Annotated in this window: 16 protein-coding genes; 12 read left to right on the top strand and 4 right to left on the bottom strand. The window is 39.5% G+C overall.

Translation table 11 applies throughout. The annotated features are described in order from the left end of the window. The first annotated feature begins 97 nt into the window (after positions 1–97). Positions 98–1,264, top strand: coding sequence for a hypothetical protein (locus AAU57_RS01010; protein WP_055411148.1), 1,167 nt, complete (start codon positions 98–100; stop codon positions 1,262–1,264). Positions 1,265–1,442: 178 nt separating this feature from the next. Here the strand turns inward: AAU57_RS01010 and AAU57_RS01005 are convergent, their stop codons facing one another. Next, positions 1,443–2,462 (bottom strand): zinc metalloprotease, encoded by a 1,020-nt coding sequence (locus tag AAU57_RS01005; RefSeq protein ID WP_055411147.1) that lies wholly within the window; start codon positions 2,460–2,462, stop codon positions 1,443–1,445. A gap of 161 nt (positions 2,463–2,623) precedes the next feature. Here AAU57_RS01005 and AAU57_RS01000 point away from each other — a divergent pair, with 161 nt between their 5' ends. Further along, positions 2,624–2,905, top strand: a complete 282-nt coding sequence (locus AAU57_RS01000) for a DUF427 domain-containing protein (RefSeq protein ID WP_055411146.1) — start codon at positions 2,624–2,626, stop codon at positions 2,903–2,905. Positions 2,906–2,988: 83 nt separating this feature from the next. Here the strand turns inward: AAU57_RS01000 and AAU57_RS00995 are convergent, their stop codons facing one another. Together AAU57_RS00995 and AAU57_RS00990 are read right to left on the bottom strand one after the other, a co-directional pair. Then, the gene (locus AAU57_RS00995) at positions 2,989–3,678 is read right to left on the bottom strand and encodes a response regulator transcription factor (protein WP_055411145.1); all 690 of its coding nucleotides are present in this window, start codon (positions 3,676–3,678) and stop codon (positions 2,989–2,991) included. Beyond that, the gene (locus AAU57_RS00990; RefSeq protein WP_055411144.1) at positions 3,671–5,242 is read right to left on the bottom strand and encodes a sensor histidine kinase; all 1,572 of its coding nucleotides are present in this window, start codon (positions 5,240–5,242) and stop codon (positions 3,671–3,673) included. Before AAU57_RS00990 ends, AAU57_RS00995 begins: the two co-directional genes overlap by 8 nt. Positions 5,243–5,362: 120 nt before the next feature. Here AAU57_RS00990 and AAU57_RS00985 point away from each other — a divergent pair, with 120 nt between their 5' ends. From AAU57_RS00985 to AAU57_RS00975, 3 genes are all read left to right on the top strand, one after another. Further along, positions 5,363–6,253 (top strand): GLPGLI family protein, encoded by an 891-nt coding sequence (locus AAU57_RS00985; RefSeq protein WP_055411143.1) that lies wholly within the window; start codon positions 5,363–5,365, stop codon positions 6,251–6,253. A gap of 165 nt (positions 6,254–6,418) precedes the next feature. Beyond that, positions 6,419–7,264, top strand: a complete 846-nt coding sequence (locus AAU57_RS00980) for a GLPGLI family protein (protein ID WP_055411142.1) — start codon at positions 6,419–6,421, stop codon at positions 7,262–7,264. An 82-nt stretch (positions 7,265–7,346) separates the two neighbouring features. Further along, complete coding sequence (locus AAU57_RS00975; RefSeq protein ID WP_055411141.1) at positions 7,347–10,103, top strand: carboxypeptidase regulatory-like domain-containing protein; 2,757 nt, start codon at positions 7,347–7,349, stop codon at positions 10,101–10,103. A gap of 103 nt (positions 10,104–10,206) precedes the next feature. Here AAU57_RS00975 and AAU57_RS00970 read toward each other — a convergent pair whose 3' ends face one another. Beyond that, positions 10,207–10,905: a YqjF family protein gene (locus AAU57_RS00970; RefSeq protein ID WP_055411140.1), complete on the bottom strand. Its 699-nt coding sequence runs from the start codon at positions 10,903–10,905 to the stop codon at positions 10,207–10,209. A gap of 139 nt (positions 10,906–11,044) precedes the next feature. Here AAU57_RS00970 and AAU57_RS00965 point away from each other — a divergent pair, with 139 nt between their 5' ends. The 7 genes from AAU57_RS00965 to AAU57_RS00935 all read left to right on the top strand — a co-directional run bounded on the left by AAU57_RS00965 (position 11,045) and on the right by AAU57_RS00935 (position 16,465). Next, entirely contained in the window at positions 11,045–11,887 is an 843-nt protein-coding gene (locus AAU57_RS00965; RefSeq protein ID WP_055411139.1) for an alpha/beta hydrolase, read from the top strand. Between the two features lie 108 nt (positions 11,888–11,995). Beyond that, positions 11,996–12,463 carry an ATP-dependent zinc protease gene (locus tag AAU57_RS00960; RefSeq protein WP_231717745.1) on the top strand — a complete coding sequence of 156 codons (468 nt, stop codon included), beginning with the start codon at positions 11,996–11,998 and terminating at the stop codon, positions 12,461–12,463. Then, positions 12,453–13,325 (top strand): 30S ribosomal protein S6--L-glutamate ligase, encoded by an 873-nt coding sequence (gene rimK / locus AAU57_RS00955; RefSeq protein WP_055411138.1) that lies wholly within the window; start codon positions 12,453–12,455, stop codon positions 13,323–13,325. The genes AAU57_RS00960 and rimK overlap by 11 nt, the downstream gene beginning before the upstream one ends. Positions 13,326–13,327: 2 nt before the next feature. Continuing rightward, positions 13,328–14,302, top strand: a complete 975-nt coding sequence (locus AAU57_RS00950; RefSeq protein ID WP_055411137.1) for a succinylglutamate desuccinylase/aspartoacylase family protein — start codon at positions 13,328–13,330, stop codon at positions 14,300–14,302. Beyond that, positions 14,277–14,846, top strand: coding sequence for a 5-formyltetrahydrofolate cyclo-ligase (locus AAU57_RS00945; RefSeq protein ID WP_055411136.1), 570 nt, complete (start codon positions 14,277–14,279; stop codon positions 14,844–14,846). Before AAU57_RS00950 ends, AAU57_RS00945 begins: the two co-directional genes overlap by 26 nt. A 114-nt stretch (positions 14,847–14,960) precedes the next feature. Then, the gene (locus AAU57_RS00940; protein ID WP_055411135.1) at positions 14,961–16,055 is read left to right on the top strand and encodes an ATP-binding protein; all 1,095 of its coding nucleotides are present in this window, start codon (positions 14,961–14,963) and stop codon (positions 16,053–16,055) included. A 2-nt stretch (positions 16,056–16,057) separates the two neighbouring features. Beyond that, positions 16,058–16,465 carry a response regulator gene (locus AAU57_RS00935; protein WP_055411134.1) on the top strand — a complete coding sequence of 136 codons (408 nt, stop codon included), beginning with the start codon at positions 16,058–16,060 and terminating at the stop codon, positions 16,463–16,465. The last annotated feature ends 13 nt before the right edge of the window (positions 16,466–16,478 follow it).

Genomic DNA, 16,478 nt, shown 5'->3' with positions numbered 1-16,478 from the left:
ATAATTTTTGGTCTAATATATTAGCTATATGACGAAAAGGTAATTTGTTGGCGATGGCTTAACCTAACTTTATTTCTTAAACATAGCACTTCCCATTATGAACAAATTCAAATATCTAGTATTGACTGCATTGGTGGTTTTACTAGCCTCATGTGATGATTCACTTGAAAATCGAATCGATATTACTGCGCCAGAAAATGCTCAGCAACTTTTTACCGTAGTACCGCAAAGTGCTGATCAAGTAACCTATAAGCTCATTGAGGCCGATGTACAAGGTATACAAGGTATTATAACTATTCGAGATGCCGGTATCATGGGAGTGGAATCTTTCATGAAGCTAGAAAATACGATACCAGGAATCATGCATCCAGTCCATATTCACGAAGGCCTTTTTGGGAATAATGGTGATCGAGTTATTACTCTAAACCCCATAGATGGAGATACTGGAATAGGAAGAACTTTTTTCGATAAAAAGGATGATGGCACTTCTACTGACTACTATGATTTAACAGAGAATCATGAGTATTATGTAGGTCCACACTATAGTATGGATGATATGTCTACCATCATCGCAGCAGGAAATATAGGGTTGAATAACCCGCCGATACCTTGTGGTCCTTGTGATGGAAAAGTAACAGCATTATCTTTTATATATGAGGGAACTGAAAGTGCTAGAATTACCGTTGAACAAAAAAGAGGTGGAATTGTTTTTGACAGAGTAGTAAGTCCACAAGAACAGTTCTCTATTGATGGTACGGATAGGAAAGGAACTCTTAGCACAGAAATATATATGTCTATCGACGGCGCTCAGGTGGCCAAAATACATACCAGTTGTAGTATTCCAATCGGGATAGGCTATGCGGTTTCTGACTTTATTATTGTAGCTGGAGAAAGCAGAAATGGAGGTCCACTTTGTGACCTAGACGAGTCAGACATACCAGAGCCTTGCAATACTTGTGATGGAAAGGTTACCTCTTTAAGCTTAGTGTACAATGGTTCACAAACGGTAGACGTTAAAGTGGAACAACAGCGTGGAGGAGAAATATTCAATCAGTCTGTGGATCCAGGAGATGTGATTCAATTGATAGGTCAAGATAACCAGCAAACATTATCTAGCAAGGTATATATTATGGTTGATGGTCGTAGGGTAGAAGAAATTCACACCAGCTGCTCTCAACCAATTGGCCCAGGTGCAATTTTTGGAGATTTTGAAGTGATCGCAGGTAGCAGCCGTAATGGTGGTGTCCTTTGCGGAATGCCTTAATTTGAGGAGCTCATTCTTTACTTATTTGATAAGTAGAAGCTTTTTGTTTAGGATCTTTTAATATTGAAAAAATTCTCTGGTTTAGTTCTAAACTTTGCATGAAGCATCTATTAATTCATTTTTATTATAAAAAAACCCGAGCTTATGGCTCGGGTTTTATATTTAGTGGTATTTCATTTTATTTAATAAGTGATTCTCTCGCACCACCAGCGGCAAATAGCGCTCTCATTCTCGCTTTTTGACCTGAACTAAACATATACATGCAAGCATCGTTTGTATAATCCATGTAGTTCATCGTCATGTCTGCACTTCTACAATTGGTTGTAGGATATGTAGGACAGCCGTAATTTGCTCTGTCAGATGTTGGCGTGTCGCTAACAAAATCATCGCGGTTACATCTTCCATCACCCCAAATGTGGCGTAGGTTCAAATAATGACCTACTTCATGAGTAGCAGTACGACCTTGATCAAATGGAGCCGATACACTACCAGTGTTTCCGAAATACTGTGGAGAGATTACCACACCGTCAGTAGCTGCAGATCCACCAGGAAATTGTGCATATCCTAAAATGCCACCACCTATGTTACATACCCAGATATTTAAGTAATTGGCTGGATCAACAACGTCAACACCACCATTTGCAGAACTCTTCATAGCATTATTTGTTCCCCAAGAAGTTCTTGAAGACGCTTTTCTTGTAACTCCTGCAAGTGTAAAGGTTACTTCAGAATCTGCAGCTAGATCAGCAAATTGAGAAGGAACTTGATTCACGTCAGAATTTGACTTTCTAAAGTCTTGGTTTAACACGGCAATTTGTGAATTGATTTGAGCATCGCTTATATTCTCAGCGTTGTTGCTATAGATCACGTGTACCAAGACTGGTATATTGACAACACCTAGATTATCACCGACTGGAGTACCGCCACCGCCACTTGGTTTGCCACCTGGCTTACCTTTTTTGGCCTGCAATTCCATATCTGCTATATATGATTGGGTTTGATCTTCAATTAATTGAACGTTTTTTTGATACTCTGGATTGAGCATCATTTTATCAAAGTTTTCTGAGGCAAAACACTTGCGCAATTCTGCGGTCTGCACACCGTCATTGTTGATCAAGACTTCTTCTTGAACGTCTGTGTTTTCACTACAAGCGATAAGGAGCGCCGTAGCAAACAGGGATAAAATAATTTTCTTCATTGAGATTAGATTTATAATGAACCGACAATGTAAAATAATTATTAATAAATCCTTAACATTGATGTAGGTGTTTTCGACAAACTGCATTGATTTCTTTAAATGATTTACAAATCAATGCTAGAACCGTACTCTAGATGTTAATTTAGTAGAAAAGGAATAATATGAAAGCGATCTGGAACAACAAGGTTATAGCAGAAAGTGATACAACCGTAGTGGTCGAGAACAACCACTATTTCCCAAAATCTTCATTAAAACAAGAGTTCTTCAAACCCAGCGATAAAACTACCTCTTGTCCCTGGAAAGGCACTGCCAGCTATTATTCATTAGAGGTTGAGGATAAAACCAATAAAGATGCCGCATGGTATTATCCAGACCCTAAAATGGCCGCCAAGGAAATTGAGGGACATGTGGCGTTTTGGAAAGGTGTTGAGGTTACTAAATAGAGCAGGAGTTCAGTACTTGATTTTAACTTATTCGCTTTCGCGAAAGCGAACTATGAAACAATCATCATATAAGTAGCTTATATCTATGGGCACAGCAATTTGTAACCATAACCTCTAACGTTCACGATTTCCAAAGCTTCATCTTTAGCAAGCTTCTTGCGCAACTTTGTGATAAAGACATCCATACTGCGGCCGGTAAAAAAATCGTCACTGCCCCAAAGCTTTTGTAAGATATAACTGCGATCCAGTACCTTGTTTTTATTCTGTATAAGGTGATAGAGCAAGTGGGATTCCCTATGTGTAAGCTTCACGGGTTCGTTCTCTTCAAAACTTAATTTTTGCTGCGGAAAGTTGAAAAGATACCTGCCTATACTAAATGTATCAGCTGATTGCTGTACATTTTTACGTTCCAGAAGATTGTGAATGCGTACAATCAATTCTTCCATAGAAAATGGTTTTTTCAAATAATCATTACCTCCTACATGAAAACCTTTCAGGACATCTTCTGTCTGTGCCTTGGCCGTTAGAAAAACGATAGGGATCGACGGGTTGTTTTTTCTGATTTTGGTCGCAAGTTCAAAACCATCCATTAAGGGCATCATAACGTCCAGTACTAATAGATCAAAATCATTGCCTAAAAAGGAGTCGTAGGCTTTCTGACCATCTTCACAAAGAGTGACGTCAAAATCTCTGGTTTCGAGACTTTCCTTGACAATCATGGCGAGTGAGGGCTCATCTTCAGCGAGAAGGATTTTGATTTTTGAACTATTCATGCGGTAATTCTATGGTGAAAGTAGTAGGCTTGAGGGTTAGATTTATAGTTCCGTTGTGTTTCTCTATGATGGCTTTAGTGTAAAACAAACCTATACCGTGACCTTTAGTATGATGCTTATTGCCATCTGTCACGCGGTAGAATTTTTCAAAAAGATTCTTGGCATTTCTGTTGTTGAGTTGTGTGCCATCATCAATGATTTTTGTAATAAGGGATTGCCCTTTCTTAGATATGGTGGCGGTAATGTTATTTCCACCGTATTTAATGGCGTTGTCCAATAAGTTGTTGATGGCATTCTCCATATGGAACTCGTCTCCATAAAAATCTATTTGGGTTGTGTCACTTTCAAATTTGATATTCTTTTGAGTTTGCGACTGGAAACGCTTGACAGACTCTTCCAATAACATCTTGAGGTCAAATCTCGTTTTTTGAAGGGACAGTCGCTCGTTGTCAATCATGGCAGTTTCCAAGAGTTTCTCCACCATAAGGTTAAGTTTCCCTAATTGCTCACGCCCAACGTTCAGGTATCGGTTGGATTTTTCTGTATCTCCAGTGACTGTAAAATTCTGTACGCCTTCTAGGGCAGCGCTCGCCGTGGCAATAGGCGTTTTAAACTCATGGGTAATGTTGGATATTAAATCATTTTTGATCAGGCTTAATTGTTTTTGTTTCTTAATAATGAATAATAGGTAAAATAGGCAGAGTATGATCCCACAAACCAAAATGAAGGAAAGCAAAATACTCACCAGGTTGCGCTTGAATAGAGTAGCCTCTTGTCCTTGATATATCAATTTGAGATTGGTATTCTTATATAGTTGTGGGCTCTTGCTGTCCATAATCTGTGAACCTGCAATATTTCCTACCTCAAAATCATCTTCACCATCATTGTATTTGAAACCATAATCAATGTCGATATTATTTTTTTCGAGCGACTCGCTCATCAAGGAGTCCAGCGATTCAAGATCTAATACATTAGTGGTGAAAGAAAATATGATCTTGTCAGACACCTCTTTTAATTGCCCAGAAAGTTGGCCTTCAGAGTCGTCTGTAAAACTCATGTTGGTGACCTTAGCGTTTGAGGTTGAGTCACCATTGGATTTTGACTTAAAGAACCTGGTCAAATTTAGATCCTCATTCTTTTTGTAGACTGCAGTATCTGCATCAAGACCTTTAAATACGGTAATCGCCTTGATGTTATTTTCAGCAGGAGTTTTTGACAACCGGTCATTTCCTTTTTGCGAGGGAATGATACTGTCAATTTTCACATTGTTCTTTTTTGAAGACTTCGCCTTTTTTGCAAAAGTGGTAATGTTGCCCAGCAGCGAGTCAAACTCACTTTCACTCCATTTTTCATTGGCCTCGTTAAAAAAACTAAGGGTATTTCTTTTGGCGCTGGTAGTGTAGTAATCCTCAACGCTCAAGTCAAATGACGTTCTAATATCACGTTCTAGTTGACGCTCACTTTCCTTATAATTTTTGAATACCCAATAGGATTGGATACCTAGAGTTATTAGGATCACGGCGCTTATCAGCACTAATAAAAATCTATATTTATGATGATTCATAAGGTAAAGGTGCTCATTTAAAACATTACAGGAAAGCCGGTTAACACTAGTTAACGCTCGTTAACCTAGTTCAACGCACAATCTTGGCATCTTTGGAAAGAATTACAAAACCAATATATCATGAAGAATTTTAAATGGACCGCGTTGATTGTTGTTTGTATCGCTTTCGCGAAAGCGAATACATTACAAGCCCAAGAAAACTTCAAGGCCATCGCACATTACATCGTTCAAACTAAAATTGACCTTAAGGATGATGAGGATAAGCAAAAGGAGGCAAAGGATGAAGCCGAAGACGCCAGAACCTCTGAAATCATGGCCAAGTTAAGAGAGGCTATGTCTAAGGGTAATCAGCAGGAATATGTAATGGAAATCACCCCAACTGAATCTTCTTATAACAAGGTTGTAGAACTTGCCAAACCTAAAAAAGCTGGTGAAATAAGCGTGAGCTTTACCGTCAACAATGGATCCACAAGCAGCGTTTACAAAGACTTAAAAGAGCAAAAGTATTATAAGGAAGATGAGATCATGGGAAAAGAGTTTCTGATCGTTGATGATATACCATCGTATGCATGGCAACCTGTCAATGAAACTAAAAAAATAGGAAACTATACCTGCTACAAAGCCACCTACACACCTGTCCTTACCGAAGAAGAAAAAAAGGAACAGGAAGAAAAGATGGAAAAGGCCTCGCAAGGTAGTTTGCTAGCCATGATTCCTGAGCAAGACAGAACGATCACGGCATGGTACACTCCAGAAATCCCTATAAGCAACGGTCCAGGAGAATATCAAGGGCTTCCCGGATTAATTCTCGAGGTGCAAGAAGCTAATACGGTATTGCTATGTACAAAAATTGAGATCAATCCAGAAAAGGATCTTGATATGAAAAAACCAAAATCTGGTAAGAAAATTAATCAAAAGGATTTTGACGAGTTAAGGGAAAAGAAAATGCAAGAACGCATGGAGCGAAATGGAAATAAAGGCTTCATTATCACTAGAACCACTAGCAACTAGTTCTATATTATCTCACCATAGATTCACAGCTAGGAATCACTAACCTTAATTGTTATAAAAACGTTAATACTATCAACGCGATTGCAACCATATCTGTTTTTTAAAGTCATAAAGCGCAAACTGTAACTTAACCATCATATAAGTTACTAACTCAAAAAAATAGAAATGAAAAACATCATACTTTTTGTCGCTTTGATAGCCGTGACTACTTGGTCTACTGCTCAAGATATCTATGGCGAGGCGACATACTTCTCAAAAGCTTCTATAGACAAAAGCTTTCTCGAAGGCAATAGAGACATAAGTCCAGAGCAGCGCAAACGCATCGAGGAAAACCTCAAAAAGGCAAGTGAGAAAACGTTCATCCTAAAATTCAATAGAAGTGAATCTTTGTGGACAGAAGAAGTGGCTCTAGCAACACCAGGTCAAAGTGGCGGCTGGGGAAATTTCATGGGAAGTTCCATGGGTGGTGATAAGTATAAGGACATGACATCCAACACGTTCACAGAGCAGCGTGATATGATGGGTAAGACTTTTTTGATCAAGGATGACTTGCCGCAGTTGGACTGGCAAATTACTGGAGAGACACGCCAGATAGGAAACTATACTGCCATTAAGGCCACTGCTGTTAAGAAAAACGATGCATTGGACATGAGCGCCTTTAGAAGAAGACGTGACGATAACAAGAAGAAGGAAGAAGATGGCGAGACTAAACTTACAGACATGATTGAAAAGGATGAGAATACCACGGTAACGGCGTGGTTCACACCTCAAATTCCAGTACAGCATGGTCCTGCAGAGTATGGTGGACTTCCTGGACTTATTCTCGAGCTAAATGCGAATAACACAACAATGCTTTGTACAAAAATTATTTTGAACCCAGAAGATCGCAGCGATATTGAGCCGGCGACTAAAGGAGAAGAAATTAAATTGGAAGCATATAATGCCACTTTCCAACAAAAGATGGAAGAAATGTCGCAGCGTTTTCGTGGTAGAAGTCGTGGTAGAAACTAAGTACATTAAAAATAAACCTACAAACAGTTGAGCGAGGTTGTCATACCTCGCTTTTCATTATCTAAAATAATTCAACCAACTGATGAATAAAATAATACTTCTCATTGTGTCACTCTTTCTTACCGCAATAGTGGCACAAGCACAATCAGTAAAAATTACGGGTACCGTTGTGGATAGTCTAGGTACACCAGTGCCTATGGCAAATATTATTGCCTATGGCTCCAATAATACCATGGGAGCTTTTGGTATTACAAATACTGAAGGTAGGTACCAGCTTCTCAATCTCAAAAAGGACAGTACCTACGTACTCAAAGTTTCCTTTTTAGGCTTAAAACCTATTGAAGAAACGGTAAGCAAGATCCAGGCAGATATGGTCAAAAACTTCATCATGCTAGATGGAGCAGATCAATTAGACGCCATCAACTTGGTTTATGAAATGCCGGTAACCATCAAAGGAGATACGATAGTTTACAATAGTGATAGCTTTACTAATGGTACGGAGAGAAAACTCGAGGATGTTCTAAAGAAACTTCCTGGAATGGAAGTGAATGAAGATGGTGATGTTCAAGTAGAAGGTAAGGCTGTGGAACGAGTTTTTATTAACGGTAAGGAATTCTTTGAAGGCGATACGCGACTAGCTACTAAAAACATCCCAGCAGATGCTATTTCAAAAGTTGAGGTGTTGAAAAACTTCAACAACGTGAGTCAGCTTAAAGGCATTGGGAATGATCAGGATCGTGTTGCCATCAACATCAGACTCAAGGAAGGAAAGGAAAAATTCTGGTTTGGTGAAATAACAGCTGCTGGTGGATATGGAAATGATGATGTGCGTTACCAGGTAAAGCCTAAGGCATTTTACTACAGCCCAGATTTGTCGGTAAATATTTTGACAGACTTTAATAATCTAGGTATTCCAGCTTTTAGTTTTAGAGATTATTCACGTTTCACAGGAAGAAGTTTTAGTAACACCAGCGATGCTGGAACTGATGTAGGTACTGGAGTAGGCACATCTGGATTTACCACATTTAGACAAAATCAAGCAGTTAATATTGAAAGTAAGTTTGCCGCTTTTAATGCCGCTTTTAAAGCAAGTGAAAGTCTAGACATTAGTGGTTTTGCGATATTTTCCAAAACACTTACTGATGATAACAGTGTTCAAAACAGATTATACGACGATGCTCCTAATGATGATCTAGATGGTGGTATCCAGGAGAATGTCCAAAATGGGTCATTTCAAGAAAATGATCTCGCTATTTTTAAGTTAGGTGCAGATTATAAACCTAATGCCAACTTTACACTGGATTACAATGGACAAGTAAACATTACGGATATTCAGGAAACATCAAATCTTATCTCGACTCGTATCCAGCCGGTATCTGGCGGTGGCGTCGAGAACGTGGTAGAGAATATTGACCAATTGGATGCTCAACGTCCTGTGGTGATTGATCAAAGCTTGAATGGTTATTACACCGCTGGTGATAGAAGTATTTTCTCCTTAGAGAGTCGTTACATCAATCAGGAAGAAGATCCGTTTTACAATGCCGTTCGTGATCAACAGAATGCTCAGGATCCAGAGCCATTTAACGGTCGTCTCGGATTGACTCAAGCTGATCCCTATAACATCAATCAAAACAACCTCGTGCAAACCAGCCGTCTGGATGCCAAAGTGGATTATTGGTACATCCTCAACAAAATCAGTAATATCAATGTAACAGTTGGTGGAATTTTTGCTAAACAGGATTACAACTCCAGCATTTTCCAGATTCTTGACGATCAATCTAGAAATGATCTTACAGATCCAGATCTGATCAATTATGTCACCTATAATTATGATGACATTTATGCTGGCTTACATTACAAACTTATCTCTGGTAAATTTACGTTCACACCTGGTTTTAACTATCATAACATTACTACCACTGATGAACAAAACAACGTCACGAACGAGATCAAGACCAGCAGAATATTACCTGATCTAGATATTAGATATGATTTGAAGTCTTCTGAAAGCTTATCCTTTAGATACAACGAGACCTTGAATTTCTCTGACGTGAACAATTATGCAGAGGCATTGGTATTTGGTAACTATAACTCTTTGAGTAGCGGTAACAATCAACTGGAAGGTGCGATAAACGACGTCTTTCGTTTGAATTATAGAAACTTCAATATGTTCAATTACACCACGATTTTTGGTGGTTTGACTTATACCAAGCAGCGTGATGCGATTCAAAATGACTTTATCTTGGATGGTATTAACCAGATTTCAAGACCTATCAATTCCCAGTTTGCTCAAGAATCTTATGGCGGTAACGGTAGATTTAGTCGTGAATTTGGAAAAGTGAATGCTAGCATTTCTGCCGCCATGAACTTCGCATCCTTCAATAACCTTATTAGAGGTGAAGTTCAGGAATTGAAGAATTTCACCCAAACCTACTCTGCTGGATTACGCAGCAATTGGGATGATGGTGTCAATTTTGATCTTAATTACAGCCTCAATCTACAGAATGTTGATCAAGGATTACAGGTAACCAACTTTACTACCAACACATTTTCCCTAGATGCCGACTGGCAAATAGGTGAGTCGTTACAACTAGTTGCAGAGTACGATTTGAATCTATTTAGCGGTGACCTAGACAGCCAGAACTATGATTTCCTCGAGGCGAGCCTATACTACAACAAGCCAGATTCTAAATGGGAATATAAACTGGCAGCGACCAACTTGACTAATACAGAAGCGATCGTAAGCGCTTCTGCCGGTACCGGTATCATCGTCTCCAGTACAAGACAAAACTTTGTACTACCTAGATATGTATACCTGCAGGTGAAGTACGATTTGTAGAAGTAGCATAACTAATAATAGAAAAGGCAACATGTAAAAATGTTGCCTTTTTGTTTTTGAGAAATTTCGCTTTCGCGAAAGCGAACTTTTTCAAGAACTAGGTTTACAGTTTCCGTTTATTTTCAATCGAGATTCTGGAGCCGTGAGCCATCATCACGCTATTGGGTTCTAGAGTGTCCAACACGGCAAACTCTTTACCATAGGTCTGTTCAAAATTGACGTTGATCTGGTGATCAGTGACTTTGTAATGCTTCCAGCTGGCGTGTCGTACCTCATATTCATAGGTGGTCTGTGGATCATAAGATGAATAACCGAAGTATCGTTCCAAGATAAATTGCTCGTTGCTGCCGTCTTCAATGGAAAGGGCAGCCGGTTCGTAAGTAACGCCCATTTCCTGCCAGTCCTTAGGCTTCCATTTATAATGCACGTGATGAAGCTCTTTATTCGCTTCAAGCTGGAAACCCAGCGGCATGGTATCGTAGCGTTCATTGTAGAGTTTGTTGGCTACCAGCGTGATTAAAGGTTTGTCCACAATTTCTTTAATGAAAACCACGCCTCGCCTGTTGGTTCCCGTTTGTCTCACATAGAATCTCAAGTTGATCTCGCTAAAGTTGATGTGAAATGGAACAGGTAAATTAAGGATGCGTGTGTTTTCAAAACGCAGGCCTACTAGACTAATATCTGCCAGATCGCCTCGCAGGTCCAGTTGAGTGCCTTTGGGTAAATATGGCTTTAAAAGTGCCGGTAATACTTTGTAATTCGCAAAAGGAAGATAGCTCCAGGTTGAGGTTAAAAATGACATATGGTAAAAGTAGTGACGAACGTCAACCATTACGTTAAAGCCGTCATAACTAGGGAAAACCAAATAATATTTTAAAAATACAAAACCAACTAAAACCATTCAGCGATTAAATGCGTAGATTATCGACATATTGATGACGATGAAATTAAAATCAGTTTACCTTATCATTTATCCCATGCTATCTTTTCTATTTTTGAGCATGAATTCCTGTGCGATCAAAAAGCATACAGACATTGATTATGGCAGCCGCATCAGCGGTATTACAAACCATCCAGATCTCAATATTTTCTCCAGTAAAAATGTTACAGAGTCGCTCAAACCTGTTCTAATTTTCGTTTATGGTGGCAACTGGAACAGCGGCAGGAAAGGTTTGTATAATTATGTAGGTAGAAACTTTGCCAAACATGATATGATCACCGTCCTACCAGATTATACAAAAAGTCCGCTAGTCAATGTGGATCAAATGACCACACAAATTGCTACAAGTATCAAATGGGTGCGAGATAACATTGCTAAGTACGGCGGCGATCCAGAAAGAATCTACCTCACGGGTCATAGTGCAGGTGGTCATCTGGTAGCGCTCGCGGCCATGAATCCCAAATACGGTATCGAGCAGGGCACGATCCAGGGCATCATTCTCAATGATGCTGCAGGACTTGACATGGCAACTTATCTTGCAAACCATCCTCCAACGGCAGATGACGACTATCTCACGACTTGGACCAGCGATCCAGAGTTCTGGAAACAAGTGTCACCCATCAATTTTATCAATGAGAAAACGCCTAGAATCAAGATCTACGCCGGCAGCAACACGTACAATTCCATCATCTCCAGTAACCAGCGATTTCTGGAAGGATTGAAAGAACATCAACCTGGCGCCAGCATAGAATGGCTGGATAAATCCCACATTCCCATGGTGTCCCAACTGTTTTGGCCTTGGAATGATAGGTTTAAAGAGGTGCGCGATTTCATGAATGAGTAATTGATGCCATATAAAAGTGATCGTGTTTTTAGTGGAGTTCGCTTTCGCGAAAGCGAAATACCAACACATCCTTTTAATAATACATAGGCAATCTTACCCAAGAAACCTTTGTACATTGCGCCTCTAAAAACGAGGGCGATCAAAAGCAATAAAATTATCATAGGCCGCACCGATAAGGCTGATTTTCCAAAACTCAACTTTGAAAATATCGATATCAAGATCGATACTGGTGCCTACACATCCAGCATTCACTGCAAGGATATTGAAGAAAACGATGGCGTCTTGTGTGCCATATTTCTGGATGAATCCCATCCACAATTTCACGGGCAAAAGATAGAGTTTAACGATTACCAGATCACTACGGTGCGCAGTAGCAACGGTATGCTGGACCAGCGTTATGAAGTGCAGTCCAACATCAGATTGTTCAACCGATTGTTCAAAATATCGCTCACGCTTAACAACAGGGAAGAAATGAGGTTTCCCGTACTGCTGGGTCGCAAGTTTTTATCCAAAAAATTTATAGTAGATCCTGAGCTGCAGGATATTTCATTTTTACAGACGAATCATGAAGATTGATATACTTTCAAGAAGTAAAAACATATACAGTACTGCCCGCATGGTGGAAGAGGCTACTAAGGCCGGACACCTGGTAAGAGTGGTAGATCCACTCAAGTGTGATATAAAACTTGAGAAACAAAAACCTACCGTTTATTATAAAGGAACCCGTCTGGATAAACCAGACGCGATCATTCCTAGAATAGGCGCCAGCATTACCTTTTACGGCACGGCTATCGTGCGGCAGTTTGAGGCCATGCACTGTTTTACTACGGTTAGCTCCCAATCACTGGTACGCAGCCGCGATAAATTGCAAAGTCTCCAGCGATTGAGTAGTTCTGGCGTTGGTATGCCTAAAACGGTATTCACCAATTTTGGAAAACATACGTCTACCATTCTTGAAATGGTCGATGGTCCGCCATGTATCATTAAGGTACTGGAAGGTACCCAAGGAATAGGCGTGAATCTCGCAGAAAATTTTGAAAGTGCCGAAGCCATTATGGAAGCCTACAACACCATGGAATCCAGAGTGATTGTACAGGAATTTATTAAAGAAGCTGGCGGTGCAGATCTTAGAGCCTTTGTAGTAGGAGATAAGGTCGTAGGCGCCATGAAACGACAGGCCCAAAAAGGAGAATTTAGATCCAACCTACACCGTGGAGGAACGGCAACTAAAATCAAACTTTCCAAAGACGAAGAATACACCGCTATCGCGGCGGCTAAGTCTTTAGGATTAGGTGTTTGTGGAGTAGATTTACTGCAAAGCAGTCGTGGTCCACTGGTACTGGAAGTCAATAGTTCTCCAGGATTGGAAGGCATTGAAGCGGCTACGCAACATAACATCGCTAAGGAGATCATCAAATACATAGAAAAAAGTACCTAGATATGAAAAAGGAGATCGTTATTCTGGATACCATCATTAAACCAGGCACCAGTCATACGCTCAATTTTAACATGGCAAGGCTGTACACTACGACGGTAGTGGATGTACCGGTAATTATTCATAGGTCTAAGAAGGATGGACCAGTTGTTCTATTGACCGGTGGCGTGCATGGTGACGAATTCAATGGTGTAGAAGCAGTACGACAATTAATCTCCAAAAAGGTGGCCAAGCCTAAAATAGGGATGATCATCGCGATGCCTGTGGTGAATATATTTGGCTTTCTAAACATGCAACGGGAATTTCCTGATGGTCGTGATCTAAATAGAGTTTTCCCAGGAACTAAGAATGGCTCTCTTGCCAGTAGGTTTGCGTATCAAGTCACTACCAATATTTTGCCTCATGTAGATCTAATTATGGATTTCCATACGGGTGGCGCGCAACGGTTCAATGCACCCCAAATAAGAGTGGACCCGTCAGAGACGGAAAGCCTAGAACTAGCCAAAATCTTTCACCCGCCATTCTTGATGCACAGTAGGAACTTAAGCAAAACCTTTAGGGAAAGTTGTGGTAAGCTGGGTAAGAAATATCTTTTATTTGAAGGTGGTAAGTCCCAACAAAGCGATAAAGGAATTACTGGAGTTGCTGTGAACGGTGCGATTAGGGTTCTAAATCATCTGGGAATGCTATCACAACCAGATCTATTGGTCGAACCTAGTTTTCCTACCATAGTTATCAAGGAATCCAATTGGCTTAGAGCAAAGTATAGCGGCCTGCTGCATCCTAAGGTAAGTCACGGGAAACGAGTTGAAAAAGGCGAATTTTTGGCGGTTATAACAGATCCATATGGTACCATGCGTCATAAGGTAAAGTCACCAAATGCTGGATATATACTCAATGTGAATCACAGTCCACTGGTGTATCAAGGTGATGCTATTTTCCATATAAGCAAGGATGAAAAGCAAAAGAAGTCTTCGTAAAGAATATCAAGATAAAAGAGAACGGCTAAGTGAGGATAACATTCACAAGCTAAGTCTGGATATTGCAAATAATATCTTGAAACTTGATATCTGGAGCTTTAAAAATTTTCATTTGTTTTTACCTATAGAAAACAAAAAGGAAGTGCAGACCGAATATATTATGCAGGTGCTTCAAGGTAGAGATAAAAATATAGTCTTGTCCAGAAGCGATTTCAAAACCATGGAGATGAGACATTTTCTGCTGACAGATCAAACTGTTATTAGAAACAACAATTACGGTATTCCAGAACCTGAAGGAGACGACTTTGAAGTAGATCCCAAACAATTGGATGTGATCTTCGTACCGCTTCTTGCAGTAGATCATAACGGATCCAGAATAGGCTACGGAAAGGGCTTTTACGATAGATTTTTAAATCAATGTCGACCAAATGCGTTAAAAATCGGTGTTTCTTTTTTTGAGCCTCTAGACGAAGAAATTCTTGCTAATCAAACAGATGTTTCTATAGATCAATTAGTTACACCTTATTCTGTAATTACTTTTTAAATTAATTGTCAGAAAATATTTACTTTGACTGTATTTATATGATCCTTTAATCGATTTTTTTAGTTTATTTTCACATTTGAACCCAAAACTAAACTAGCATACTTCCCCTAAAAGATGTTGGACAACCCTGATTATTTTAAATCTAGCCTTGAGGACAAGGCCTATTTTCTAGAAGAAGTTGCTGCAGCCACTAAAACTGGGGTATATGCAATTAATTTTAAAGAGAATCAATTCTTTATTGACGCCATAGGAAGGTCTATTCTCGATATTCCAGATGCGCTTAACCCAACCATTCCCGAAGCTTCAAAGCTGTTTTTTGAAAAGCAGGATTTTAAGGACTTATTAGAGACTTGTCTAGCAGGTGAGTTTTTAGAAGCTGATATCCAGATGACATCCTCCAACAAGGAAAAAATTTGGATGCGATTTACCGGTAAGCCTAAGTATAATAACAATCATGAAATAGTAGGTATTAGGGGAATATTTACCAGTATAGATAAATACGTAAGAGAGCGTGAAGAAGTCGTTAGGCACAGTAAGGTGATTGAAGCGCAGAATGAGAGACTACTGCATTTTGCCCATATTGTATCTCATAATTTAAGATCTCACAGTAGTAATCTGGAACTTACATTGGAACTCTTTAACGATATAAAACATGACGATAGGTCCTCTGTATTTTATTCGTATCTAGAAGAAGTTTCTCTTAACCTAAGTGCTACCTTAAAGCATTTGAATCAGGTTGTTACTTTAAATTCCCAGGCTACCAATAGAACCATAATCAAGATTGACGAAATCGTAAATCAAGTGCTGGAAATCTATAAAACGGAGTTACATCGAATTCAAGCTGAGGTAGAAATAAACGTTGATCATTTCAATTCGATTGAATATGTTCCATCGTTTTTACACGGTATCTTGGTGACGCTCATTTCTAATGCCATTGAAAATCGTTCTCAGGCGAGACCATTGAAACTTAGTATCTCCACAAAAATTTCCAAAGACAAAAAACTTCTTGTCGTTCGTGATAATGGATCAGGAATGGATTTGACCAGCGTTGGATCAAATCTTTTCAAAGTAAATCATAAAGAGCATCCAGATGGTAAGACGAAAGGATTGGGCTTATTCTTGGCAAAAAATCAGGTAGAGGCAATGGGTGGCGATATTGTGGTAAAAAGCAAGAAGGATCAAGGAGCCACATTTACCATCAAGCTATAATCATGGAAAAACCGTTAGTAAGCAAGGTCTGTATCATTGATGATGATCGACTTTATGTGAGTTTAGTAACGATGATGATCAAAAAGAACTCCTTTGCTAACGAGTTGTTAGTTTTTCAAAACGGTCGCGAGGCTCTCGATTATTTTAAAAATGCCATTGACGACCCTAATGAGATCTTACCAAGTATTATCCTCTTAGATCTCAATATGCCTATCATGAATGGTTGGGAGTTTCTAAAGGAAATTCAGCCTTATGCAGACAAGATGTTGGAGCGTGATATAAAATTGAATATCGTGAGTTCCACTATAAATCCAGAAGAGGTCAATCGCGCTGAAAACCACGATATCGTGCACAACTTTATCACAAAGCCTATATCTAAAGACGCCATTGTTGAGGCCTTTCTTAACTAGATCAATTCTGCTT

The organism is Nonlabens sp. YIK11, from assembly GCF_001413925.1.
Lineage (GTDB): Bacteria > Bacteroidota > Bacteroidia > Flavobacteriales > Flavobacteriaceae > Nonlabens.
This window is presented reverse-complemented; position numbering and strand designations above follow the sequence as displayed.

What these genes read in the sequence shown, in the direction of transcription:
- AAU57_RS00940 (WP_055411135.1), top strand. Translation starts at nt 14,961, where the DNA reads ATGTTGGACAACCCTGATTATTTTAAATCTAGCCTTGAGGACAAGGCC.
- AAU57_RS00950 (WP_055411137.1), top strand. Translation starts at nt 13,328, where the DNA reads ATGAAAAAGGAGATCGTTATTCTGGATACCATCATTAAACCAGGCACC.
- AAU57_RS00965 (WP_055411139.1), top strand. Translation starts at nt 11,045, where the DNA reads ATGAAATTAAAATCAGTTTACCTTATCATTTATCCCATGCTATCTTTT.
- rimK (WP_055411138.1), top strand. Translation starts at nt 12,453, where the DNA reads ATGAAGATTGATATACTTTCAAGAAGTAAAAACATATACAGTACTGCC.
- AAU57_RS00945 (WP_055411136.1), top strand. Translation starts at nt 14,277, where the DNA reads ATGAAAAGCAAAAGAAGTCTTCGTAAAGAATATCAAGATAAAAGAGAA.
- AAU57_RS01000 (WP_055411146.1), top strand. Translation starts at nt 2,624, where the DNA reads ATGAAAGCGATCTGGAACAACAAGGTTATAGCAGAAAGTGATACAACC.
- AAU57_RS00970 (WP_055411140.1), bottom strand. Translation starts at nt 10,905, where the DNA reads ATGTCATTTTTAACCTCAACCTGGAGCTATCTTCCTTTTGCGAATTAC.
- AAU57_RS01005 (WP_055411147.1), bottom strand. Translation starts at nt 2,462, where the DNA reads ATGAAGAAAATTATTTTATCCCTGTTTGCTACGGCGCTCCTTATCGCT.
- AAU57_RS00975 (WP_055411141.1), top strand. Translation starts at nt 7,347, where the DNA reads ATGAATAAAATAATACTTCTCATTGTGTCACTCTTTCTTACCGCAATA.
- AAU57_RS00980 (WP_055411142.1), top strand. Translation starts at nt 6,419, where the DNA reads ATGAAAAACATCATACTTTTTGTCGCTTTGATAGCCGTGACTACTTGG.
- AAU57_RS00935 (WP_055411134.1), top strand. Translation starts at nt 16,058, where the DNA reads ATGGAAAAACCGTTAGTAAGCAAGGTCTGTATCATTGATGATGATCGA.
- AAU57_RS00995 (WP_055411145.1), bottom strand. Translation starts at nt 3,678, where the DNA reads ATGAATAGTTCAAAAATCAAAATCCTTCTCGCTGAAGATGAGCCCTCA.
- AAU57_RS00990 (WP_055411144.1), bottom strand. Translation starts at nt 5,242, where the DNA reads ATGAATCATCATAAATATAGATTTTTATTAGTGCTGATAAGCGCCGTG.
- AAU57_RS00985 (WP_055411143.1), top strand. Translation starts at nt 5,363, where the DNA reads ATGAAGAATTTTAAATGGACCGCGTTGATTGTTGTTTGTATCGCTTTC.
- AAU57_RS01010 (WP_055411148.1), top strand. Translation starts at nt 98, where the DNA reads ATGAACAAATTCAAATATCTAGTATTGACTGCATTGGTGGTTTTACTA.